The sequence below is a fragment of the Pseudoalteromonas sp. BSi20652 genome, from assembly GCF_000239855.1.
GTDB lineage: Bacteria > Pseudomonadota > Gammaproteobacteria > Enterobacterales > Alteromonadaceae > Pseudoalteromonas.
The window spans coordinates 23,168-47,048 of record NZ_BADT01000156.1; the positions used below are offsets into that span (position 1 = coordinate 23,168).

The window sequence follows — 23,881 nt, forward strand, 5'->3', positions numbered from 1 at the left end:
ATAAAAGTTTCGGTGCGACAATCCTAAGATCAAGGTATGTAAAATTAACAGGTAAAAATATTAGATTAAAATACCGTGCAAAGCTAGGCAAAGAAAGGGAAGTAAATATAACGGATAAAGCGTTGAGTCTTGTTATTAAGTGGCTTTAGGACTTACCCGGGCAACACTTATTTCAATATACATAAGGGAATGAGCACTCTAGCGTTACCTTGGCTAAAATTAATCAGAACAAACTCATTGGCGCGACAATTTTAAATTACCCCGTAAAACAAAGTATCTTAGTCGGTTTGAGCGCGGTTTATTTGAGTTTTTAACGTAACATAAAGGCTGTAGCTTGCAGCCTTTATGTTAAGTTTTTTATAACCTGCTATTGCAGCATAAACGTTTCGTATTCTAAATCTTCAAATTGTTTTGAAAGCCAGAACAATCCTACTACTGAGGTAATAATAGTTGATAGTGCAAAGCCATAGCCATAAAACTGTGGCCCAAAAGCGATTGATAACAAAGTTAAAACAACGTTTATTACCAAAAATAACCCCGCTAAAAATAGCACTGTTGAGCGTTTATCTAAATAAAATAAAATATTTAAAATAGATAAAAATATAACTTGTACGCCTACACCGACTACATCAACAAACAGAAGTGTTTTATAGTTTGGATCAATGCCAATAAAGGTAAGTATTTGCTCACCCCACAATAATAAGCAGGCAACGGTAATACCCTGAATTTTAAATATATCGTATAAACCTGCACGCGCAGTTTGGATCATACTGTCTTTTAAGATGTAGATCTCTTCAAGAGATGAGCCACCACGAATAGCGGTGTAAAAACGGTCGTACTCTTCTACAAAGTCAGTTTCCATTTTTACTAAAAATACTGCCATACCGGGAATAATAGACAAATAAGCCAAAAATATAGGTAAGTCATAAATTGGGCTGGCTCTTAATGTGCCAATAATTTGAATTGATGTGCTTGGTGAATACCAAAAAATGATTTTATCAGCCCATACACCAATGTTATAAAACAGACCACAAAAGAACAGACTGTAATACACTTTTTTATTACTTAAAAAGTCAAAGCTTATAAGTTTTTCACCTGGGTAACGGCGAATAATCATAAATAAAAAGCTAAAAAAGAGCAGTGCTTCGCCAGCAAAAAACGCAAAAAATAAGCCGTCTAGTTGCCAGTCTCTTAATAAATATGCAAGCAACACCATAAAGGCGTAACCACTTAGCATGGTAATTAAAATTAACCGGTATTCTTTCATACCCGATAGAAAAATAGCGCCAAGCCACTGATTACATAAGCTTACAAAGGCACCTAAAATTATAATCTTAGTAACAACGGGTATAGGGAGCATAGGCCATACAGCCAAGCCCACCAATAACGCGGCTATTGTTGTTATAAGTTGCGCACCAAGTAAATTAGGGAGTACTTTTGCCTCTTCTTTTTGAAAAAACAAATCGGCAATAAATCGAGTTAGCAATAACTGCAAACCACCCGTTAAAATAAGTGAGGCGGCCATCATGTAGGTAACAAGCGTTAAAAACTGAATAATAAGTACTTTAGGTAATACAACGCCTAAACTTAAAATACCAATTAGCATTAACGCTACAATAGAGAGCAACCAAGGGCCTGAGCCTATTAATCCCGCGTAGCCGTATGCTTCAAAAACTGAGAGCAGGGTATTTTTTTTGAGAATTTTTCGTATCTCAAAACCTATTCCGGCCATGCCATTGTATCCTTATAAAGTTTATCGTAACGGGCAAACATGTGGCTCTCGTCATAAAATTTTTGTACGCGGTCTAAGCCACTTTTTTGATACTCAAGCCAAGCTTGCTCATTTTTTAGCATGTTTGATATTTGTTGTGCTGTTTCACTAGGTGAAGCAATTGAGACAACTTCACCGGCTTTGCCCAATGCTTTATCTTCATCGCTTCCGCCTTCGATTATTTCCCGGCACGAGCCAACATCACTAGCAAGTACAGGCACACCGGCCGCCATTGCTTCTAAAAGTACTAAAGGCTGTGCTTCGGAAATTGAGGTTAACGCTACAATGCCGAGTTTTGGTAAAATTTTGGTGATATCTTGCATACCTAAAAACTTAACACTGTTTTGTAAGTCAAGGCTGCCTACCAGTAGTTCACACTCTTTGTAATATTGTGGGTCTTCTTCATAAGGGCCGATGATCCAGCCCTCGACTTCTGGCAATACCGATTGCGCTTCTTTAATCGCACGTATAAAGGTTTTAATGTCTTTTATTGGCACGACACGTCCAATTAACCCAACAACAGGTGGGATGCGTTTTGGACGCTGCTCCAGCGCTTCAATGAAGCGTACTGTTTTAATGCCATTAGGTACAACAAATGCTTTTTCAGGCACTGCGCCATCTTTTATTTGGCGCTGCCTGTTACCGTCGTATAGCGAAATTATTTTATCGGCTTCTTGATATGTTGTTCGGCCAATTTGCTCAAAAAAGCTGATCCACATACGGCGTATAAAGCCCATTTCTGTATTTAAATTTTTACCTAGGCTTTGTTCTGACTCTTTGATCCAACTGGCTTGAATAAGATCTATTTTTCTCTCTTTGGTGTAAATACCATGCTCGGTTAATAAAAAGGGGGTATCGCTTATCACACTGGCGCCAGCTCCTAAAATACCAGCATACCCGGTAGATATTGAGTGAATAAGTTTAACTTTTGGAAGTCCACGTGCAATTTTGGCTATTTTAAATAGCGGTTTATATAAATTGCGATACGACCAAAAAAAATCGATAAAAGAGGACTCATCACAGTACGTTAGGTAGTAATTAGCGAGCACTTGCCACGATGATTCACTATATAAAAAGTCAGCTTCGTTAATTCCATCTTTTTTTGCTAGAGTTTCAAATGCAAACTTTAGCGTCTCAGTAGGTATAGGTTTATCACAATCTCTGAAAAAATTTTGTAGTTGCTGCCAAAAATCAAAGAGCTCTTTTTTATATTTAACGCCATGTCTGGCTTTTATTTCAGAAGTGTCATTTTCAACTAAATAATGAACATGCAGTTTTGTGACGTTTTTAGGTAAAGTATATTGAATTTCACCATAATGCTCAGGTGCACCACCTATAAAAATAAGCTCAAAGTTATAATGCGGTAACCCTTCAATTATTTGATGAACCCAACTAGATACACCACCACGCACATAGGGGTAGGTACCTTCCAAAAGCAGTAAAATGTCAGCATTTTGATTACTCATGCCAGTACTCCTGTAAATGACGTAACTCACTTCCCTTAGGTTGTTCTGGGAGTTCTTTTAAGTAGCGTTTACAGTCGTCAAACTTGTTCATGCAAAAGGCAACTTCGGCTTTATAAGGGAGAACGTGACGCCTTGCTATGCCAAGCTCCGTTGCTTTGAGTAAGTACTCATGGGCTATTTCGTATTTGTCTAAGGCTAAAGATATACGTCCTAAAAATATAAATGTTGCAGGTGTTTTTACGTGTTCAATACTTTGCTGCGCAAGTGCTTCTGCTTTTTCTAAAACGTATTTTCGCAGCGCTCCTTGAGCCAAACCTAGGTAACTTAGCTCCCAGTAAAGTTCGGCAAGTTTTTTTTGTAAATTGCTTAACTTTGGTTGTTGGGTTGTCGTGGTTATTTCTTGTTGGACTAAGCTGATTTTTTCGTTAAGTTTTGTTTCTTTACTATCAAGGGTTGAATAGGCGAGTAGTCGAATATCGTCTTCTAAATCTTTAAGTGCTAGCTTTAATATTGGAATAGCTTGTGAGTCGCTCATATGGCGTGCAGCCATTACAGCACTTAAACGTTTATTTGGCTCACTTGCGTGTTTTAAAATTGCTCTGAGCCCACCAATAGAGTAGGTGGGGTTTGCTGATATAGCTCTTGCTTCAAATGGAAGCGCAGGGATTTTATGTTCTTCTATTTCTATATCGTTATTTTTAAGAGGCTTACAAAGTGCAAAAGTAAGCGCAAATACAACACCAATAATCCCCAACACAGGAATGGTAAATAGTAATAAAAATAGAAGTGATATACCGCTATAATGTGTGGTTACATATTTTTTAGGTATTAGGATATAACAAGTTAAGGAGAAACATATACTTGCTAAGGCATGCAGTAATATGGTGAAAAACCAATTAGGTGTTTCGAGTATTTCTATTAGTGCAAAGTACTGAAAAATACACCCTAATATAGCCGCTACGATAACAATAATCATGAAAGTGTGACCAATCTCTTTATATCATCTGAACTAATAGGCAGTGCGAGTTGTTGCTCAATAACAATATCGAGCTCTGCTAAATTTTTACCTGTGCGCTCTTTACTCCAGCTATTTACGCGTGCAATAAATCCACTTTTTTCCAGCTCATCTGCTAAAGGCATTAATAACAGTAATGTTTGTTTATCGTCGTCATATAAATAAATATCTAATCCACGCCTAGCATCGCTTAAATATCCCATGAGTACGCGTGATTCATCTGTGATACTGTTGGCTTTTATTTTTAGTAGCTGCGATGGAATACGGTAACGTTTAGCTTCTTTATTCGTGCGCTTTACTTGGCGAATAAAATAAGGGGACTCTTTACTTGTCATGACTGGGTTAGTAATTTCATGACGAAGTAGATCGCCAATATGTCCTGCCATTACAGCCAAAAGCGTAAGCGTGGTATTTTTAAGTGCAAAAAAATTGTATTTTTTCGACCAAAATAAGACCATAAATAGTATTGTTTACGTCTATAAGTGGGATGGCAATATGATATTTACTTGCACCAAGCTTAGCTTTTACGTCTTTTACTGATACTAATTCTTTCTCTTCTAACACCGCCAATATAAGTGAGTCTTTATTGACTACTTGCCCCATTTTACCAATAGAGGCAAGTGGTGGCTCTAAAACAGTGTTGTTTTCAACTTTATATAACCCCGCTCTCTCTAATAAACCGTATTCAACGAATAGATCGATTATTTTTTGCGCTGCGCTATCAAGTCTTCTTTCTTTTAGTTGGCCAATAGAGGTTCTTACTGCTTGTAGAGATTCACGTAAACTTAATGTATGACCTGCCAACATTTGCTCAATTCTATCGTGAGATGAACTAATTAAATGATATTGGCGAGTAAATGTTTCAAGGCGATCAGTTACGTACTCAAGCTGAATACTTTGTTGTTGATTAGTGCGCTCCCATACATCCCTAAATTCGCCAGTGATCATAATTACAATAATGTAGCCAATCATGGCGTTAATATTAAAGTCGCTTTGTGGTGATAAAATATTTGCTTGAAGTAAAAAAAGCTGGCCAACAAGCAAGCATAAAATACTAATAAAGCCTTTTGAAAAGCCATAACGTAGAGAAACTAAAAGTGGGCCAAGTACAGGCCACGAAAACCCTCCCTCAGTCCAAAATGGGTCCTCTGCGTTAAATAATACAGGCAGCCCTAAAGCAAGCGCGGTAAATATAAATACCTCAGCCCATATTTGTAGCTCAGGAACGTCTCTTGGTCTAAGGAAATGTGTTTTCACTCACTAACCTCTATATAAGAAATTAAATCGGCAATCACATCTTGTGCTGTTGCTGCAATGCTATCGCGACCCCAACCACTTTTAGCAATAGTACCCGTCCAAACTGGCGTTGTTTGTCCATTTTCAGTGAGCGATAATGTAAGTGCAACAACGGGTTCGCCATCAAGTCCTGCTTTATAACGCCACTCTTCAATGCTGCCTGTTAGTACATAGTCAGCTTGTTGAGTGCTTAACCACTGCATAGCATTGTCTAAACGGTATTGATCGTCCAGCGCTGGAAGCTCTTTGTTGTTTACGCGAGGTGCGCGTATAAGCGTTGGTAATTTATTTTGTTGCCAAATGCTGGCTAAAATATCTTCAGCACGCTCACCTGCAAGCGGTGTTTGAGCATGATTAACAAGTGGCATTAGTGCCACAATTTTTGAAGGGCTAAGCTCTATATCATCAGCAACTCTGCTGGTGGTACATGCTGATAATAGTAATACCAAACACGGTATAATTAAACGAAACATACTCTCTCCTAACATTAAAAATGTACGTAATAACCTAATTGTAATTGTGTATCTGAGTTACCCACTTTATTACTACTTTGGTAACCCAGCTGTAATTTAAATAAATCATCGCCCAGTACAGACCAACCTGCGCCACTCGAAACTGATACATCTACTGTATCGTTAAGTGTTTGATAGCCAGTACTTATATCAAATAGCCATGAAGGGCTTGCACCTAAATAAGGAGGTTCTAATGAGCCTGTTGAAGCAAATGAGGTCCCTAGTGCAAAGCGTCTAAATGGCTGAAGATCAACTATTAGCGGTCTTCTATTCGTATCTGTATTTATTAATGCATTTACACGTTCAAAGTCTTGCCATTGCGCACTAAAATAAGCGTTCCAAATTGGGCGGTCTTTTAAAATGCTGTATTGATAACGTGCATTATATTCTTGGCCATTTATTAGTGAGCTGCCATCGCTTCTTCGAGAAAAAGACATCGCTGCTGCTGATAGCTGTACGTTTTGTCTACCATCAATATTGTAGTTAACATAGGCCGTTGCTTTATCTAGCTGAGCATAGCTAAGTAGCGCTTCTGATTGGCGGTTTTCAACATTATATTCAAGTTTTAAACCTACCTGTGTACGCGAATCCCATTGATAACGAGAGTCCAAGCTAAAACCTTGGCGGCTAACTACGCTGCCTTGGTGAGAATCTATTTTTGCATCAAAATACCAACGACCAAATGTCATCTTATCTTCTATTGCAAACAGCAATCCTTTGTTATCAAGGTTTTGCTGATTACTTAAACTTAATTTCCATTGCCCATTAGCATAAGGAAAATAAACGTTTACATCGTACTGGCTACTGTTTAAGCCAGCCTCTGGTGATAGGTTTATTTCAAGCGCCCTAAAGTAGGATGCGCGTGCATTTCTGAGCAAACTCAATTGCGATTCACTTGGTTCGCCAGTGAGTTCTTCGTACCAGCGCTGCATGGTGGCATAGGGTTGTTTTAAATAGAGTAGGGCGTTTAGCTCATCTAATTTGCTTAGTGAACCTTCGGCTATAAGTTGTTTTGCTTTATTAAATTCGCCGTTGGTCATATAAAGTTGTAGTTTTTGCCATGGCTCTAATTTTTGTGCAGCCCTGCGCGCTAACCACCAATTTGTTTGAGGTTCACCAATAGTGTCGGGGGCAAGTTCTTCCATTGTGTTTAATTGCATTAAATGAGGAACAGCCATCGCGCCCGCCCAGCGGAACATTAAGCCTCTGTATGCATATTTATCTTTAGGTAAATGTTGCAGTAAATAGTGATTAAGTTCAGCAGCATTTGCATAATAACCAAGCTGCTTCATTACATCGGCTAAGTTAACCAGTGTTGTTAAGTCACTTGGATCTGCAATGGCTAATTTACGCAAATAAAAGTAAGCACTGTTATATGACTTTTCATGAATAGATAGGCTTGCTAATAGCTGGGTCCACGCATAGGAAGGATCACTTTCAGAATAGCGAGCTAAAATACGGCTAATCATCACGGTGTCGTGCATTTGTAGTGCTAACCAGCCTTGTGCAAGCACAACATCAGGGTTGTATTCACTTAATTTGGCTGCGCGATTAAGCGTTGTGTAAGCATAATTTAAATCACTTTGGTTTTGATACCAATTAGAAAGGATAACCCAAGCAGGGTAGAGAGCTTTATTGTAGCGCTGCTTATCAAGCTCTGCATGAATAAGTGCAACTGATTCTGTATCATTTACTTGAGTGCTCAGTAATGCAATTTGAATCAATTGACGGTCAGTTTGCGACTCTCTTTTCCACAAGTAATCAAGAAGTTCTTTAGGCTTACCTTCAAATTTTAATTGTTGGTAGTGCAGCATATCGCCAACACTTAAAGGGCTTATTTTTTGTAACTGTTCAAGTGCATATAATTCTTGAGCTTTGTCTTGGACTCGCATTGCCATGTCTACATGGGCACTCCAAAACTCGTCATTTGTGCTTTGTTTTTTGCTTTTAAGAACTTGCATTGCACTAGCAAAGTCATCTTCTAGCCAAAATGCGCGGGCAATCCAAAGTAAATCTTCTTCATTTTTAGGTCCTTTATATGTAGGCCAGAGGGCTCTAAGCGCTTCTAAATTACCAGTGTCGTGAAGTACTTTTGCTTTCCAATATTGTGATAATGCACTTTTACCATTTATTTGCTCAAAGCGTTCAATATTATTTAACTCTTGCTTTGTGTTACCAATAAATTCGTTAGCTTGCATCCAATTAGCAAAGCCATTTCCTTTTAGCTTTCTATTTTGAGCTTTATATTCGTATATATCATTAGCATCTTGGTATAAGTACAAAGCGGTGGCATCGTTAATGCTGTCGGTAAGCATAGCCGGGGTTACAGCCCTGTTTAACATCAACCATTTAAACTCTTTAAGTGCTTCTCTAGGTTTATTTTGCCAGCGTTTAATTTTCCAATTGAGTAGATGAAGCTCTTTATCGTTAGGGTTTTGTTGTAACAATTTGGCAAGTAATCGTTCTGCCCCTTTTGCATTTCCATTTGCTAAACGCAGGTGCATTGCTTGTGTTAAGTAATCAGCATTATCTGGCTCAGCTTTTAATAAGCTTTCAATGGCTTGAGCTGCATCTTCTGTGTTGCCAGCCAAGTTGGCTAAATAAAGGGTGCGTTTATTATCGGCTTTGTCACCGAAGGTTTTCCACCATGCATAAGCTTGAATCGGATTATTGGCGCCCAGTGCAGTTTCAATCGCCTTAGCTGCAATGTCAGCATTTATATTTGTTTTATAAATCGCGAGTGCTTTGCTAGGTTCGCCTGCGCTTAACCAGTAATCAGCGGCAAGTATTGGCTGTTTATTTTTTTGATAGTACTGAGCAACTTTTGCGTTTAACCCAACTGCTTTTGCAATAGTTAGTATTTGTTCATTCCAATTTTTATGAACACCTATTTTTAAAGATAGCTCTTCAAAGCGATCGTCAATATTGGCCCCACTTGCTAGCCATAATGAGTAAAGCAGCTTTATTTCAAGCTTCGCTTTGCGCTCACCTCTAGGTAGTTTTTCAAGCTCGTTAGTGGCTTGTGAATACTCACTCAGCCCTATGTGGAGCTCAACTAGTTTTGCGCGTAACTTTTCATTGTTAGGGTCTGTATTAAGCGCTGCATTAAGGTACGATTTTTCAAAAGTATAATCTTGCGAAAGTGCATCATCTTCAAAAAATAAGGTATGGGGAAATAGTGCATAAAGTGCAAAACAACTTACAGCTAGTATTGTTAATATTGTTTTTATAGAAACTAACTGAGGGCGCTTTTCAGTATTCATTATCGAGCGACTCCATTGCAGTTAAGGTAACCATAAAAGTTGCCTGCAGGTATTTCAAAATGAGTTAATTTACCTCGATTAATACCTTTAAAGCGCTCACCCAAGCCAGATACAAACTCACAAGAGCGTGCATTCATTAAATCAAGCGAAGCAGGTATCCACGCTTTAAAGCTTACAGCCCCATTGACTTGCCAGTTATCAATAACCACATTCGCAGAAGCTAAGTAAGGTTTGTTATTGCTTTTACTATGATCAAAATTAAGCCGAGCTATATTATTAACAACATGAATGTAGTCGCCCTTTTGAGTTACCCCAGATACACCTTCACTTTGGGTAATATTTGGTACATCAAAATCGGTAGGAATTCGTAAAGTACGAATATACTTTGAGCTAAATAACCATTCATTATTACTATTTTTTGCCAGTGCTGAAAAATAAAAATCTTTTGCTACTTTTGCGTAATGGCTTAAATGCACCGGTGTATTGGGTCTTGCTAAAACATACTCTATATTATGTTTTAGCGCGTCGAGTCCCGCAGGGTTCTCTCCTGAGTAAAAATGGTAATAAATAGTGTAAGGTTTTAGCCTGTATGGTCTTTCTGTTATTTCAAATGTCTCAGTTAAACGTCTAAATCCATAATATGGGCCATGCCATAAGTTAGTGTAGACATTTTCATTTAATATGGGAGCGTAAATTTGATACAGTAGATCTCGCTCAGGACGGCCAATGGGTGATATATGTGTAAGACTTGGGTTATCAGCATTTACATCAGTATTACCACCATTTACGTTTAGTACACCTGCATCACGAGCCAGTTCAAGTGCCTTAGGACCTGGTGTTGCATCGCCTGACCATAACATCATCACTGTTTTTTTATTTTTGGGCGTGAGCTTTTCATCAATATATTTTATCGAATCTGTAATTTCTTTTTTAATGCTGATGGTGTTGTAACCAGGCACATCCAAATGAAAGCCGTAATCTGTATTATTTACGTCTATTTTTTTTCGACCAGAGAGGGCTGTCCAAAAATAGGGGTGGCTATATGTATGTGAAGCAACTTCTACATAAGGCAGGTTAAAAATACTACGCGCAATGCCTTCGAGTTTGGCACTTTGTTTTGAATGAATCCCGCCTTCTTCAATGTCAGCTTGGATCACTGATGACGTTAAAGGTAGTTTATAGCGTTTAATTATTTCATCTCGAATAACTTCTGCTGAATAAGGTTTACCTTCGAAGTGAGCGATACTTGTAAATCCATCGCCGTCAATATGCAAAGTAAGCATTCGTCTACCACTTACTGTAGTCGCATCAGGTACAAGTATAGGGCGTAAGCCCATTGCCTGAGTAAGCAATGTACGTGGATCAACAACCCATTTGCTACCTTCCATCGGAAATGTATCAATTAGCCAAGGAGCAACCACAACGGCACCATATTTAGTTTTAGCTGCTTGTACAATCTCAGTGTTATCAGCAGACTTTATTGTTATTAAAGGTGTTGCGTTAGTTGCTAATTTAATCATATAAGGTTTAACTATTGGAGGAGGTGTTGTGGACTCTCCTTTGAGCCAAGGTGTGAAGTTATCTAATTTGTATGGGCCTTTAGGCAGTGTGTTTAACGACTCGATGCCTAAGCTTGATAATAATTTAGTTGATTGCGGTAATTCGCCTAAAATAAGTTCTGGTACAACACCTAAATTAGCTTCAAGCCAATTGTTAAGTGTTGGGGTGTAAAATGCATCGCTTGAGGTCCATGAAATAATACCGGCATGTAAGCTAGGGTCAACCAAAGGTAAGTCGCGTTTTGCAATGTCTATGTAGTCAGGTATATATCCCAAATACTCAATTATGGTCGCAAGCTTTAAATGTACGGTAGTGTATATGAGTGGCTTTACGTTACTGTTATAAGGGATCAAAATGCGCCTAGGCACCGGTGTTATTGATGATGTGCCCCACGTTTGCAAGTGACCATCGGTTACCCATGGATTAAAACCTGCCTCTATAATATTTTGTGCCATAGCGAGGCGATTATCGGGTTTTGCATAATCAATAACTTGGACGTTGAGGCCTAAGTCTTGTGCTGTTTTTAATTGTGCGCTTAGCCAATCTTGGTCGTTTTTATTGGTCAGTTTATAGCTATTGTCGGTTGGATTAAAGTGACTATACAAACCCTCAGCAACTAAGTCGTTGGCTAAATTAGCGAGTTTAGGCAATAACTCAAAGCCCCGGTTGAGGATAAGGTGCTTATCAAAAGTCTCAGATAGTGAGCCTATTATGGTGACTAACCCAGCTTGTTGATCGGGTTTGCTGTGTGTAGCATCTAATAGTTGATAGCTATCTAGGGTATCTAAAAACAAGCCACTGAAGCCGCGTGCTTTTAATGCCGCAGCGCTACTTTTAATATATTGTTGCCAATGGTCTGATGTTAAATCCGCAATGTGGCTATTCCAGTTGGGGTTTATGCTAAGTGATGACTCACTTTGATTAAACGATTCACCCACGCTCAAATAAGCATAAACCGCAATATTACGCTGCTTAAACCAATTAAGTTCGTGCTCAGTGACGTGTTCAGGCTGGACTACAACGCGGGAATAAAAAGTCATTTCGGCGAGAGGCATAGGGGATGAATAGTAAAATGCAATACTATTATTTACAGGCTTTGCTAGTACGTGAACAGATACTAAAAGTGCAAGATATAAAAGATACTTCATTAGTAATTCATTTTAATTAATTTATAACTGCGATTCAAAGTAAAAGTTCCGATTTTCATCTAGTTGTTTAGTACTAGTAATATTGAGCAATTATATGTTAATAGAAAATTAATATCCAGATGTAAATTTAACCTTTTACCTAATAGTAGTACTCGGTATGCTGAATACGCTAACTCATTATTAAGTGCTAATTAGGTCTACATTTATGGAGTATTATCACAGGAAAATCGCGCAGAGGATAACGCTTAGAATAATCTACAAATGTTTGATAAATTATATTACGACTAAGACTAAGGTCTCTATTTTATTAGTGTTAAAAATACTTTGTTACGACTATAATAAAACGAGACCTTGTATGAACTTGGTCTAACTTAATTTTATATATGTTTGCTTTACATAATTTAAAAGCGATATGAATGAGAGAAGTTATTTTTGGTAAATAAGTAAATCTTTAAACTATTTTAGTTGTTAGATTTTAGTTGTTTCTGTACATACGCCGTTATCGTACCCGGAGAAAAAATGAGTAATTTCAGCTTGAAAAACAAACTCTTGTTATTAGCTATCTTGCCACTAATGCTTCTTTTAATCAGTCTAATGCTGAGCTCTTATTATTTAGAGAGTAAAAGTCAGCAGCAAAACTTTGATACATTTGAAACCAAACTAATAGCAGATAAAAAAACACTACTGAGTACAGAAGTTGAAATTGCCACTAAAATTGTTCGTTATCAATTGGCTCAAGGTACAGAGCAAGATGCCAAAGACGCATTAAGAGATTTAACATTTGGGCAAGGTGGTTACTTTTTCATCTATGATACTAGCGGGGTAAGCGTATTTCATGCATTACTCGGTGATAAAATTGAAGGGCAAAACAAAATTGGCATGACCGACCCAAATGGTAAAAAAATTATCGTAGGGTTACTCGAACAAGCTCAAAAGGGGGGCGGCGCATTTAACTACCACTTTCAAAAACCTAATACAACTGGCTTAGTCGAGAAAATGGGCTACGCCGATATGATCCCAGGTACTGATTGGATGATTGGTACGGGTGCCTACATGGATGACATAGAGGCTGAGTTAAATAAATACAGAACAACCATGCAAGCGCATATGAACGAAAAAGTAATTACTTTATTATTAATTGCTTTATTTTGGGTTGCGTTAACAATTGTGTGTGCATTAGTTGCAGCTAATACTATGGTTAGACCAATTCATAGAATGGTACAAAGTCTTGATGATATAGCAAAAGGCGAAGGTGATTTAACTAAGCGTCTTGAAATAGACACCAATGATGAAATTGGTCAATTAGGCCAAGCCTTTAATGTATTTGTGAGTAAGCTACATGGCATTATTGCAAATGTAGTTGATGTAACGCACGATGTTAAAACAGCGTCTAGCGATATTAATACGCAAACGCGGTTAATTGAAGATAAGCTGCTTAGTCATAACCATGAAACAGACTTAGTTGCCACGGCAATCACCGAAATGTCGGCAACATCACACGAAGTTGCACAAAATACGACCCAGGTAGCGGTATCAACCCAAGCGGCAACCCAAGATGTTGCAAGAGCGCAAGAGTGTGTTGATATTTCATTAAGCGAAGTGTCAAAGCTTATGGGTGAAATAAATGTTGCCGCTGAGCAAGTTGACTCTTTAAGTGATCAATCTAAAAAAATTAATAGTGTATTGAGTGTAATTGGTGGGATTGCTGAGCAAACTAACTTATTGGCTTTAAACGCTGCGATTGAAGCTGCACGCGCTGGTGAGCAAGGGCGTGGTTTTGCTGTGGTTGCCGACGAAGTTAGAAGTTTAGCAAGTAGAACGCAAGTGAGTACATTAGAAATAAGCGAAATGTTGAGTGAATTACATAATTTAGTAACAGCGGCTGTTGATGCAATGCAGGCGAGTCAGCATAGTTGCAATCGCTCAGTAGAATCATCACGTGCTATTTCAGAAAGTTTAGGTGCTGTAACAAGTTCTGTGACTGCAATTAATGATATGAGTACGCAGATTGCAACTGCAGCAATGGAACAAAGTAGTGTGTCTGAAGAAATAAACCGTAATGTATTTGCTATACAAGAAATCGTAAATGAGCTTACTATATCAAGTAAAACAACATCAACAGTTAGTGAGCATTTGGCTGGACGAGGTGAAAGTTTAGGTAATTTAGTTGGGCAGTTTAAAATTTAAAATACTTTAGCTTTTATTACTCGATTTTTAATCACGTCCGCAAACGTAAATACTTAAAGGCCATCAATGTGTAGAGCTTACTTATTAGGTGTGGGCTTTTTGTTCAGCTTATAATTGTTAACTTACATTTTAAAGCCCATGAATCTATTATGTCATGGGCTTTTTTGTATCTACTATTCAAATTTTCTTCTCAAGTAGGCCACTTATAGTATTTTTAAATGCTATAAAATATAAGACGTTATTCTGCTTTTTATTTATTGTAAATAAATATTAGAAAGTGTTGATCTTTGATTGTTGATTTTGCAGCAGGCTGTTTGGTATTTTGGCAAGGCAGAGCCTATATTGTGTGGTTGTTTCCCTTAAATAGTCGATAATGCAGCATAAATACCAAACATGCTCTGCCCAGAGGTTTTTTTTAGGAACGGTTGCCCCTTTGTTACTTAAATGGATATAGGTAATAGGCGTGAGCAGCACGCGGAAGCCTTGCTCGGTCTTTACTTATTCTTGCACGGATGTGAGCCAGTCGGGTAACGCAGGATCCGTTACCTAGCCTACTAGGTTACACACTTCGCACCGAGATTAAATAGTCTCTAGGTTGAGCAAATATCAATCCACAAGGATCAATACGCCCTAGTGCTCTTTATTTTTTACACATACAATGCGCGAAAATAAGTGGTTAATGTTTTATAACTAAAAATATTACCGGTATTTATTTATAGCTAAGGTACAATCTATTACATAACATAATGATTTTTTTAAGGCTTTAAGATGATTGAGTATCCAGTTGATCAACTTCCGCAACTTATAAATGATTTGTTGCAGTGCGATACAACAGAGCGCAAAAACAAGTTATTAGCTGATGCGCAGTTAACGCTTTCTACAGAACACCTGTCATTACTTTTTGAAGCGATACCAAAAGAGCAACGACTTGAAATTTGGCAGTTGCTTGACGAAGACACGCACCACGAAATTTTTGTTAATTTAAGTGAAGATAGTTGTCTGTGGTTACTTCAAACACTCGATGACATTGATGCATTTAAGCTTCTTGACGAAGTTAACGTAGAAGAGCTTTTAGAGCTTGAAGAAGTTATACCAGAGCGATTTGTTGAGTATGCAAAAAAAGCAACTCGATGAAGCGCAAACCAAACAATATGATTTAGCGCAGCAATACCCGCCAGAACAATTAGGTCACTGGTTAGGTTTTGATTTTTTAAAAGTATCGGAGAAGTTAACAGCCGGTGGTGCTAAAAAATTGCTACATAAAGGTTTGCCACAATTCAGTGAGGTTATTTATTTAGTAAGCCGCAAAGGCAGCTTAATCGGTGAGGTGGCGGTTAATGATTTAATAAAAGCCAGTGACAACGATAACTTAATGACATTGGCGAATCATGATTTCTCCTCATTGCATGCAGATGATGATTTATATGAAGCGGCAGAAGTAGTGATCCATAGTGAAAAAATGGCATTGCCAGTGGTTAATGCTGATAACAAATTACTTGGGCGATTAACCATTGCCTCAGCCTATGAATTACGCCAAGAAATTGCTGATGAAGCAGCCGCTAAAGCCGGTGGTTTACGTGAAGACGAAGACCTGTTCGCAAGTGTGCGAAAAAGTGCTAAAAACCGTGGTATATGGTTAGGTATTAATTTAGCAACTGCCTTTTTAGCGTCGTGGTTTATCGGTTTATTTGGCGCAACGATAGAACAGGTTGTAGCACTAGCGGTATTAATGCCAGTGGTTGCTTCTATGGGCGGGATCGCAGGTAGTCAAACATTAACCGTTATTGTGCGAGGTTTAGCGCTTGGACAGGTTACAGATTCAAACCGCAATGCGTTACTTAAAAAAGAGCTACGTGTTGGCGCTGTAAATGGCTTGGTATGGGCGTTTGTAATAGGTCTGCTTACCTTTTTATGGTTTAACGATTTAATGCTCAGTATTACGATTACGGTAGCCATATTATTGAATTTAGTGGCCGCGTCACTTGCGGGTGTTGTTATTCCGTCTATTTTAGACAAAATGAAAATTGATCCTGCGTTATCTGGTTCGGTAATTTTAACTACCGTTACTGATATTGTTGGGTTTGTTACCTTTTTAGGTTTAGGCAGTTTATTGCTTTTATAAGCCTTATACCAATTCGCTTAATTAAGTGAATTGGTATTACTAACAGGAAAATATAATGACCTTTGAAGTCATGATTTGGTGTGCAATTGCTTTGTGTATTTCACAATCGGCAATATTTTCGGGCTTAAACTTAGCGTTTTTTTCACTAAGTAGGCTTCAGCTCGAAATGGAAAGTGCAAAAGGGAACGAGGCGGCCATAAAAGTCATGGCCCTTCGAAACGACTCTAACTTTTTATTGTCGACTATTTTGTGGGGCAACGTAGGTATTAACGTACTACTAACGCTACTCTCTGATTCGGTGTTAATGGGCGCAAGTTCGTTTTTATTCTCAACTATCGCGATTACTATTATTGGTGAAATAACACCGCAGGCTTATTTTTCGCGTAATGCGCTAAAAATGGCGAGCCTACTTTCGCCGCTAATTAAGTTTTATCAGATTCTGTTTTATGTAGTTGCTAAGCCAACGGCTTTAATTCTCGATGCATGGTTAGGTAAAGAGGGGATTACGTACTTTGCTGAAAGTGAGCTCAGAGGTATTATTCGCAAACACATAGAGGCAGAAGAAGCTGATGTTCAGCACGTTGAGGGAATAGGCGCGCTTAACTTTTTTAGCTTAGATGAAATAAGCGTAACCAAAGAGGGTGAAGTAATTGATCCAGACTCTATTATTGCTTTGCCTACTAAGCTTGATTTGCCTATTTTCCCAGACCTTACATTAACGACTGATAATGAGTTTTTACGAAAACTACATAAGTCAGGTTATAACTGGGTGATCATTACCAATGAAGACGGTTGGCCTTTATTAGTGGTAGATGCTGACGGCTTTTTACGTTCAGCCTTGTTTGAACCAGAGACGTTCGACCCTTATCATTATTGTCACAGGCCTATTATTGTTGCTGATGAGGCGATGCGCCTGAGTGAAGTTATTTTAAAAATACGGGCTAGTCATTCTTTAGATAAATCGTTTGACGGGGCCATTGATCACGACGTGGTGTTAGTGTGGAGTGATGTGAAGCGCATTATTACCGGTGCTGATATATTTGGTCGGTTACTCAAAGGTATGAGTGCACCAAAACTCGAACTGCATGAAAATACAGAGAATAAAAAGCCGCTATAAAGCGGCTTTTTTGTATTCTATAAAAAAGGAGGGTTATGCCCAACCTTCGTAGCGCTTACGACGCGACAACACTATCGTTAATATAATACCTAAAAACAGGCCTAAAAACGCAATAGCTCCACCGTAAGTAAGTAGCTGACGCTTTTCTTTTGAGCTAGCAGCTTCTTTTTGAGTGCGCTCTTGTTCTAGCGTCGTTTTAAGCTTAGTAATTTGAGCCGATAACTGCAGGTTTTGATCAGTTAACGTTTGGTTTTGCTCTTGTAGCTGCGGAAGTTCTATTTGAGCTTGGCGCAGGTTTTCTTGAATAGTACTCATTTCGCTACTAAGTGTTTTGTACTGTTGGTGTAAGCCTGCCGTTTTGGTAACAAACTTAGTTTCTATCCAACCTTCGCGGTCTTTATCATCTTTAATTTTTATAAAGCCGTTTTCTTCGTTTGATAACAAGGTTAACTTTGTTCCAGCATCTACAGAGCCGAGTAGTCGATAATTTTTACTCGCACCAGAACGCATAAAAGTATATAGATTATCGATAATGTAAGCGGTGTTAGCATTCGTTGGGCTTGCAGACTGTTGTGCTTCTTCTGCATAACTCATAAAAGTGGTGGCTGTTAAAAGTAGCCCTAATAAACAATGTTTTAGCATTTATCTACCTTGTTGATCTAACTGTGTCCGTTATGAACGTGATTTTTTATTTCACATAAGTAGTTAGATAGTATGGATTAAGTAGCTTAATAGCAAGGTCGATATTGTAATCCAGTAGGGGTTTTTATATTCGGGCTTGTTTATCTTTAGAGGTTGAATTTGCTGCAGTAGATTTGGTTTTTAGGCAAGGCAGAGCCGATATGATGTGGTTATTCTCCCTAAATAGGCGATAACGCAGCATAAACGCCAAGCACACGTAACCCCTAGATAGAACAAATTTAATTCTGAAAGGTTAGCAGACCCTAAAAGAAGGCTAAAAAATTTGCATTGTTAGTGTGCTTTGTTTATTTTGGGCACTTATTTATTTTAAAGGTAATCCGCAAACCGAATGGATACTGAGATAGAACTGAAATTTTTGGTGTCAGATGCCGTTATTCCACTGATCCCCTCGTTAATTACTCAATTTGCAAAAACGGTGAATAATAAACCGTCACGCAGTTTACAAAACGCATACTACGATACCCCAAGTCGAGAGCTTAGAGCACTTGATATCGGGTTTAGAACTCGTTGTTCCGATAGTGAATGTGAGCAAACTATAAAACTTGCAGGTGAAGTTGTAGGGGGATTGCATCAGCGTCCAGAGTATAATTTACCAATAGAATCAAGTCGTCCTAATTTAATGGCGTTTGATGCTGATATTTGGCCTCATGGTATGCAAATAAGTGCAATATCAAAAAGCTTGTATCCAATATTCAGTACAAATTTCATTCGCCGCACTTGGTTAATTGAAACTGAAAGTGGCGCTAAAATTGAAGTCGTACTCGATAAAGGTGAAATTGCAGCTTCAGGCAAAGTTGAAATTATCAGTGAACTAGAAATTGAGCTTGTTGAAGGCAGTCGCAATGAGTTATTTGCATTTGCAGATGTACTCGTTAGTCAAAACTGTATTCGTTTAGGATTATACTCTAAGGCCGCTCGTGGTTACCGCTTAGCCGATAATAAACCTTTAAAGCCAAGTAAATCTATTGGCTTTGTTCAATTACCAAAGTCAACGACCCAAGAGCATGCTCTAGTCGAAGCTATGAACTTTGGTATTCGTTTTGTACAAAAACACGAACAATGCTATTTCGATAAGCCAAGTTTAAAAACGCTCAAACGCGTAACTGATGGCATTAGCTTAATTCGTCATACTTTTTGGTTATACGACGACATAGTATCAAAAGAAAGTACTGAGTATTTACGTACAGAGCTTAAATGGCTATTGAGTGAATTAGCATGGGTAGAAAACGCAATTCAATTAAAAACATACACATCTAAACGTCATGCTTTTTATAAAAAAATTAATGCAGCTCCAGCACTTGCTCAAGTCATTGGTGATTTAAAAGAATTACAGCCAAGTATTGAAGATATAAAGGCACTATTTCATAGCGCTCGTTATAACCGTTTGTTGCTGTCGTTAACTACTTGGTTAATTGATAAACAATGGCGCAAAGACTGGGGGCAAGCAGAGCTTCAAGCGGCTGAGAAAAATGTGTCGTCTATTGCCAATAGGCTTTTCAATAAAGACTGGAAAAACTTACACGAGCTACTCCCTAAAGAACACACATTAAACGTAGCTTCGTATTTAAACCTTCGAGCTCAACTTGAGAATAGTTTACTCAGTGGTAACTGCTTAGGAGCGCTATTTGATAATGATGAGCGTTTAGAATTTAGGTTGCCTTGGCTTGATATTTCTCATGGTATTTATGAGCTAAGTACGCTTGAGTACTTAAAGCAGCTATGTGCAGGGCAAGACGATGATCAGTTAGCTAAAATTCAATCATGGCTTGAGCAAAAATCAGAATATTTAGTGAGTGCGATGGAGCAAAGTAGACTTGCTTCGTTTGACATAGAGCCTTACTGGCAAAAATGAAGATAAAGCACTTTTGTAATTTACCCCTCATGCAAAAGTGCATCAGCTTATTAATTATTCTTTTAAGCTTTAACGCTTACTCTGAGCCAGATTGGTTATTATACAAAAACGAGCAAGGGGTGAGTGTTGAGTATCAGCAATTTGATGATGATACATTTGTAACTAAAGGCCAGTTGCTGGTTAAAGCTGTAACAGCTACTGACTTTTTACAATTGTTAAGCGATACCGCTGTTGCACCAAGCTGGCTCGAGAACACGTCAAACGTACGAGTAATTAAAACGTTAAGCCCATCTGAAAACCTAGTTTACAGCTATATTGACTCTCCTTGGCCTTTAGCAAACAGAGATGCGGTCACCTATTCGTGTTATTCAAGGTTATCTTCCCAGCAGACAAAGCTTTCTATAGAGTCTCGCCCTGATGAGATGCCACTTACAACGCGTGTAGTAAGAATAAAAACACTGAACGCTCATTGGCTACTTACACAAAAAGACGATGGTTTAAATATTGAGTATCAAGTTTATGCTTTACCAGGAGGAAGCATTCCAACATGGCTTTACAATAAAGTGGGGCTTAAAAGTACTTTCAAAACTCTTATTAATTTACGTGAAATATTAACGAGCAAACACTACATGGCTACAGCACCAATTATTAAAGCGGGTAAATGTAATTTGCTTAGTTTTAGTAATATAGATAAATAAATTTAGAATCAGGGGATGTATTGGAAACACATAAATGCTCCAAAAGGATCATTTATGTGTTTGTTTAGTTTTTAGTATTTGGCAGCTTTGGTGTTTTTTGGTAATGCGTTTAGAATAAAGTCGCGCAAATCGTTATTAGAGCTTTCTAAATCAGCATGACGAAGGTACATCATGTGCCCACTTCTGTAGCCTTTAAAGCTCAAACGATCTTTCATTTTACCGCTTGGATCTAACTGCCATAACGTGTATTTAGCGTCGAAGTAATTGGTTGCGCCATCGTAGTAACCAGCTTGCACCATTACGTTTAAGTAAGGATTTTGTGCCATTGCTAAACGCAGGTTTTCACCGGTGTTATTGCCGCTTCTGTCCCAAGGGTGGACGTTACCAAATAAGTTATACTTGATATCGGTTTTATAGTTTAACTCTTCGCGAAGGTAGTAATTAATTGCCGGTGTAAAAGAGTGTAACCATGAGGTTAGCTCTGCCCAGTAGTCAGGTGATTCACCCGCATCGCGTTTGTCTATACCTAGGTAACGAGAATCTAAGCGACCCACTGTTTGACCTCGTTCTCGTAGTAATTCTTTCCAGAAAAATTGTGTTGGGATGTCTAAGTTATTTTGCCCAACAAATTTTTCTGATAAACCTGCATAGTGCGCCATCTTTGTAATTATACGACGTTTTTCATCGGCATTAATAAAGCCGCCTTTAGCGAGTGCTGGAATTAACTGGTTTACAGTAAATTCCTCAACTTCCGGTAGTAACTCGTCTAAGTCTTTTGCTTGTAAATCGGCTTTAAGTGCTTTGTGATACCAAGCAGTCGCGGCAAAATAAGGGAGGCGGTTAGCAGCTTTAATTGGGCCGTCGCGCTTAATACCAATGTCAGTAGGTGATACGAGTACAACACCGTTTATGTACATCCACTGACTGTTTTGAAGCTCATGAGCAAGGCCCGATACACGTGTTGTGCCATAGCTTTCACCAATTAAAAACTTAGGAGAGCGCCAGCGCTGGGCTCTGTTTACAAAGGTATTTAACCATTCGCCAAGGTACTTAATATCGGCGTTAACGCCAAAAAACATCTCTTTTTGTTGTGCTTTAGAGAGCATTTCGCCTTTTTCGTTTTCAATAACCCGTGAATAGCCTGTATTTACTGGGTTTACGTAAACAATATCTGCAACATCAAGCACAGAGTAAGGATTATCTTTTACGCCATAAGGTTGAATTGGATAGCCTTCATCATCAATTTTTAATACGCGAGGACCGGTATAAGCAAGGTGCATCCATACAGAGGCAGAGCCAGGTCCGCCATTAAACGAGATAAGTAATGGACGAGTAGCTCTGTCGTCTACTTTATCGCGGGTATAGTAGGTGTATTGCAGTGTAGCAACAGCATCGCCTTTATCATCCCATACGGGTTGTGTGCCTGTGGCAACGGTATAACTAAAACGTTGGCCATTAATTTTAGCTTTGTGCTGAGTAACAATGTTGCTGTCCACGTCGATACGGCGTTGGTTATCTGCAAATGATGCAGTAGTTATAAATATAGCAATAACAATTATCGGTAAACTTATAATACGATTAAGCCTCATGGTGCTTCCTTTTTATTGTTGATACATCATTAAAAACGTTAATGAGCTAAATAACAAAAGTATTGAGATTAGTAGTCGATAAAACTAGTTAAGTAAAATATAACTACGTTAAAAGGGCGTAAATATACTGCTTGTAAATTTTATAGCTGGTTTCAATATTTAGTTAATTGCAAAAATCAGTTATATTGTGCGTCGTTTGTATTCTTTTTGTATACACGCTACCTAAAAAAGTAAATGGATTATGCTTTTTAGCATTTATTGTACTCACACCGGATGTTTATAGATTCATGTTATTTCAGTGCGCTGAATAACATAAGTGTTGTATTTGTAGTTTTACTATAAATTTAATTAAAGGTAAGAGAAGCTTTATGCAAAGAGTACTCGTGGTTGAAGACAGTAAGGTAGTGCAGCAGGTGCTACGCCATTTAACCGCACAATACATAGACGTAGCCGTTGACTTTGCATGGTCTTTAGCTGAATGCAAAACATACGTAGATAAACATGATTATACGCTTGCATTAGTTGATTTAACTCTGCCAGACGCTCCTCACGGTGAAGTAGCTAAGTATACTTTATCAAAAACAATACCTACGGTTGTTTTAACGTCCAAAATAGATGAATACAAACGCCAGCAGATGCTTGAACTGGGTGTGGTTGATTATGTAATTAAAGATAATCGTGATTCTTACCATTATGCTGTTAAATTAGTTGCTCAGTTATTAAGAAATCAAGGTTGTAAGGCTCTTATTGCTGATGATTCAATGTTAAGCCGAACGTTGATGAAACAAATGCTCCAAAAGCAATTATTCGATGTGACAGATGCCCACGATGGCCAACAAGCCCTTGATATATTAAAAGCTAACCCAGATATTAAATTATTAATGACGGATTATGCAATGCCAACAATGGATGGCTTTGAACTTGTTAAAGCAGTAAGAAATTTTAGAGGTCGCGATGATTTAGCTATCATTGGTTTATCAGGCGCTGCAAAGCATGGTTTATCTGCTCGATTTATTAAATATGGTGCGAATGACTTTTTAACTAAACCATTTATGAATGAAGAATTCCATTGTCGAGTGTTACAAACAATGGAGCAACTGTCTTTAATTGCAGATATTAAAGAAAGCGCATATAGAGATCATTTAACGGGGCTTTATAATCGCCGTTATTTTTATCAATACGCAGAAAAACTGTTAAAAAATAAGAATCAAAAAAATACTTTAGCATTACTCGATATCGACTTTTTTAAAAATATAAACGATACACTAGGCCATGAAGGTGGAGATCAGGCATTAAAACAAGTTGGATCATTAATGCGCTCTACATTTTCAAACTTTACGGTTGCACGAGTTGGAGGTGAAGAATTTGCAATTATTTTACCTGAGATAGAACGTGATCGAGCTCGTGAGTACTTTGAAGCATTTAGAAAAAAGATGGCAAGTTACGATTTTTCAATTAGTGATAAGCCTTTTACAATTACCACGAGTATAGGATTGGCAGATTTTCAAAATACCAGCTTGTCAGAGGCGATGAGAGTCGCTGATACCGCATTGTATGAGGCTAAAAACCAAGGTAGAAATTGC

At 38.2% G+C, this 23,881-nt stretch carries 15 protein-coding genes and 1 pseudogene; 6 read left to right on the forward strand and 10 right to left on the reverse strand.

The window, feature by feature from the left end; translation table 11 throughout:
- Positions 1–367 precede the first annotated feature (367 nt).
- Genes pelG through P20652_RS06080 form a run of 8 tightly spaced genes read right to left on the reverse strand, consistent with a single transcriptional unit; the run spans position 368 to position 12,031 of the window.
- Positions 368–1,732 carry an exopolysaccharide Pel transporter PelG gene (gene pelG, locus P20652_RS06105; protein ID WP_008170250.1) on the reverse strand — a complete coding sequence of 455 codons (1,365 nt, stop codon included), beginning with the start codon at positions 1,730–1,732 and terminating at the stop codon, positions 368–370.
- Positions 1,720–3,237 (reverse strand): GT4 family glycosyltransferase PelF, encoded by a 1,518-nt coding sequence (gene pelF, locus P20652_RS06100; RefSeq protein WP_008170252.1) that lies wholly within the window; start codon positions 3,235–3,237, stop codon positions 1,720–1,722. The genes pelG and pelF overlap by 13 nt, the downstream gene beginning before the upstream one ends.
- Positions 3,230–4,213, reverse strand: a complete 984-nt coding sequence (locus P20652_RS06095; protein ID WP_008170253.1) for a HEAT repeat domain-containing protein — start codon at positions 4,211–4,213, stop codon at positions 3,230–3,232. The genes pelF and P20652_RS06095 overlap by 8 nt, the downstream gene beginning before the upstream one ends.
- Complete coding sequence (locus tag P20652_RS21065; protein WP_237707134.1) at positions 4,210–4,638, reverse strand: PelD GGDEF domain-containing protein; 429 nt, start codon at positions 4,636–4,638, stop codon at positions 4,210–4,212. The genes P20652_RS06095 and P20652_RS21065 overlap by 4 nt, the downstream gene beginning before the upstream one ends.
- 28 nt (positions 4,639–4,666) lie before the next feature.
- Positions 4,667–5,509, reverse strand: a complete 843-nt coding sequence (locus tag P20652_RS21070; protein ID WP_008170257.1) for a hypothetical protein — start codon at positions 5,507–5,509, stop codon at positions 4,667–4,669.
- Entirely contained in the window at positions 5,506–6,021 is a 516-nt protein-coding gene (locus P20652_RS06090) for a hypothetical protein (RefSeq protein WP_008170260.1), read from the reverse strand. Before P20652_RS06090 ends, P20652_RS21070 begins: the two co-directional genes overlap by 4 nt.
- A gap of 14 nt (positions 6,022–6,035) precedes the next feature.
- Positions 6,036–9,323, reverse strand: coding sequence for a tetratricopeptide repeat protein (locus P20652_RS06085; RefSeq protein ID WP_008170263.1), 3,288 nt, complete (start codon positions 9,321–9,323; stop codon positions 6,036–6,038).
- Positions 9,323–12,031, reverse strand: a complete 2,709-nt coding sequence (locus P20652_RS06080; protein ID WP_008170265.1) for an endo alpha-1,4 polygalactosaminidase — start codon at positions 12,029–12,031, stop codon at positions 9,323–9,325. Before P20652_RS06080 ends, P20652_RS06085 begins: the two co-directional genes overlap by 1 nt.
- Positions 12,032–12,550: 519 nt before the next feature.
- Between P20652_RS06080 and P20652_RS06075 the strand changes: the two genes are divergently transcribed.
- The 3 genes and pseudogenes from P20652_RS06075 (at position 12,551) to P20652_RS06070 (ending at position 17,457) form a co-directional block, all read left to right on the forward strand.
- Positions 12,551–14,218: a methyl-accepting chemotaxis protein gene (locus P20652_RS06075; protein WP_033017651.1), complete on the forward strand. Its 1,668-nt coding sequence runs from the start codon at positions 12,551–12,553 to the stop codon at positions 14,216–14,218.
- Between the two features lie 768 nt (positions 14,219–14,986).
- A pseudogene (locus tag P20652_RS18585) lies at positions 14,987–16,340 on the forward strand (magnesium transporter).
- Positions 16,341–16,395: 55 nt separating this feature from the next.
- Positions 16,396–17,457 (forward strand): DUF21 domain-containing protein, encoded by a 1,062-nt coding sequence (locus P20652_RS06070; RefSeq protein WP_007584829.1) that lies wholly within the window; start codon positions 16,396–16,398, stop codon positions 17,455–17,457.
- A gap of 33 nt (positions 17,458–17,490) precedes the next feature.
- On the opposite strand, the gene P20652_RS06065 is transcribed toward P20652_RS06070, so the two are convergent.
- On the reverse strand, positions 17,491–18,099 hold the full coding sequence (locus P20652_RS06065) for a TIGR04211 family SH3 domain-containing protein (RefSeq protein WP_008170275.1): 609 nt from the start codon (positions 18,097–18,099) through the stop codon (positions 17,491–17,493).
- A gap of 388 nt (positions 18,100–18,487) precedes the next feature.
- On the opposite strand from P20652_RS06065, the gene P20652_RS06060 reads away from it, so the two are divergent.
- Together P20652_RS06060 and P20652_RS06055 are read left to right on the forward strand one after the other, a co-directional pair.
- The gene (locus P20652_RS06060) at positions 18,488–20,011 is read left to right on the forward strand and encodes a CYTH and CHAD domain-containing protein (RefSeq protein ID WP_008170277.1); all 1,524 of its coding nucleotides are present in this window, start codon (positions 18,488–18,490) and stop codon (positions 20,009–20,011) included.
- Positions 20,008–20,709: an START domain-containing protein gene (locus P20652_RS06055; RefSeq protein ID WP_008170279.1), complete on the forward strand. Its 702-nt coding sequence runs from the start codon at positions 20,008–20,010 to the stop codon at positions 20,707–20,709. Before P20652_RS06060 ends, P20652_RS06055 begins: the two co-directional genes overlap by 4 nt.
- 71 nt (positions 20,710–20,780) lie before the next feature.
- On the opposite strand, the gene P20652_RS06050 is transcribed toward P20652_RS06055, so the two are convergent.
- On the reverse strand, positions 20,781–22,298 hold the full coding sequence (locus P20652_RS06050; protein ID WP_008170281.1) for a S10 family peptidase: 1,518 nt from the start codon (positions 22,296–22,298) through the stop codon (positions 20,781–20,783).
- A gap of 368 nt (positions 22,299–22,666) precedes the next feature.
- Between P20652_RS06050 and P20652_RS18590 the strand changes: the two genes are divergently transcribed.
- The coding region (locus P20652_RS18590) for a response regulator (protein ID WP_033017653.1) at positions 22,667–23,881 on the forward strand (1,215 nt) is incomplete at its 3' end.

Bases quoted from the DNA above. Each gene is read 5' to 3' on its own strand.
- pelG (WP_008170250.1), bottom strand. From the start codon at position 1,732: ATGGCCGGAATAGGTTTTGAGATACGAAAAATTCTCAAAAAAAATACC.
- pelF (WP_008170252.1), bottom strand. From the start codon at position 3,237: ATGAGTAATCAAAATGCTGACATTTTACTGCTTTTGGAAGGTACCTAC.
- P20652_RS06095 (WP_008170253.1), bottom strand. From the start codon at position 4,213: ATGATTATTGTTATCGTAGCGGCTATATTAGGGTGTATTTTTCAGTAC.
- P20652_RS21065 (WP_237707134.1), bottom strand. From the start codon at position 4,638: ATGGCAGGACATATTGGCGATCTACTTCGTCATGAAATTACTAACCCA.
- P20652_RS06090 (WP_008170260.1), bottom strand. From the start codon at position 6,021: ATGTTTCGTTTAATTATACCGTGTTTGGTATTACTATTATCAGCATGT.
- P20652_RS06085 (WP_008170263.1), bottom strand. From the start codon at position 9,323: ATGAATACTGAAAAGCGCCCTCAGTTAGTTTCTATAAAAACAATATTA.
- P20652_RS06080 (WP_008170265.1), bottom strand. From the start codon at position 12,031: ATGAAGTATCTTTTATATCTTGCACTTTTAGTATCTGTTCACGTACTA.
- P20652_RS06075 (WP_033017651.1), top strand. From the start codon at position 12,551: ATGAGTAATTTCAGCTTGAAAAACAAACTCTTGTTATTAGCTATCTTG.
- P20652_RS06070 (WP_007584829.1), top strand. From the start codon at position 16,396: ATGACCTTTGAAGTCATGATTTGGTGTGCAATTGCTTTGTGTATTTCA.
- P20652_RS06065 (WP_008170275.1), bottom strand. From the start codon at position 18,099: ATGCTAAAACATTGTTTATTAGGGCTACTTTTAACAGCCACCACTTTT.
- P20652_RS06060 (WP_008170277.1), top strand. From the start codon at position 18,488: ATGGATACTGAGATAGAACTGAAATTTTTGGTGTCAGATGCCGTTATT.
- P20652_RS06055 (WP_008170279.1), top strand. From the start codon at position 20,008: ATGAAGATAAAGCACTTTTGTAATTTACCCCTCATGCAAAAGTGCATC.
- P20652_RS06050 (WP_008170281.1), bottom strand. From the start codon at position 22,298: ATGAGGCTTAATCGTATTATAAGTTTACCGATAATTGTTATTGCTATA.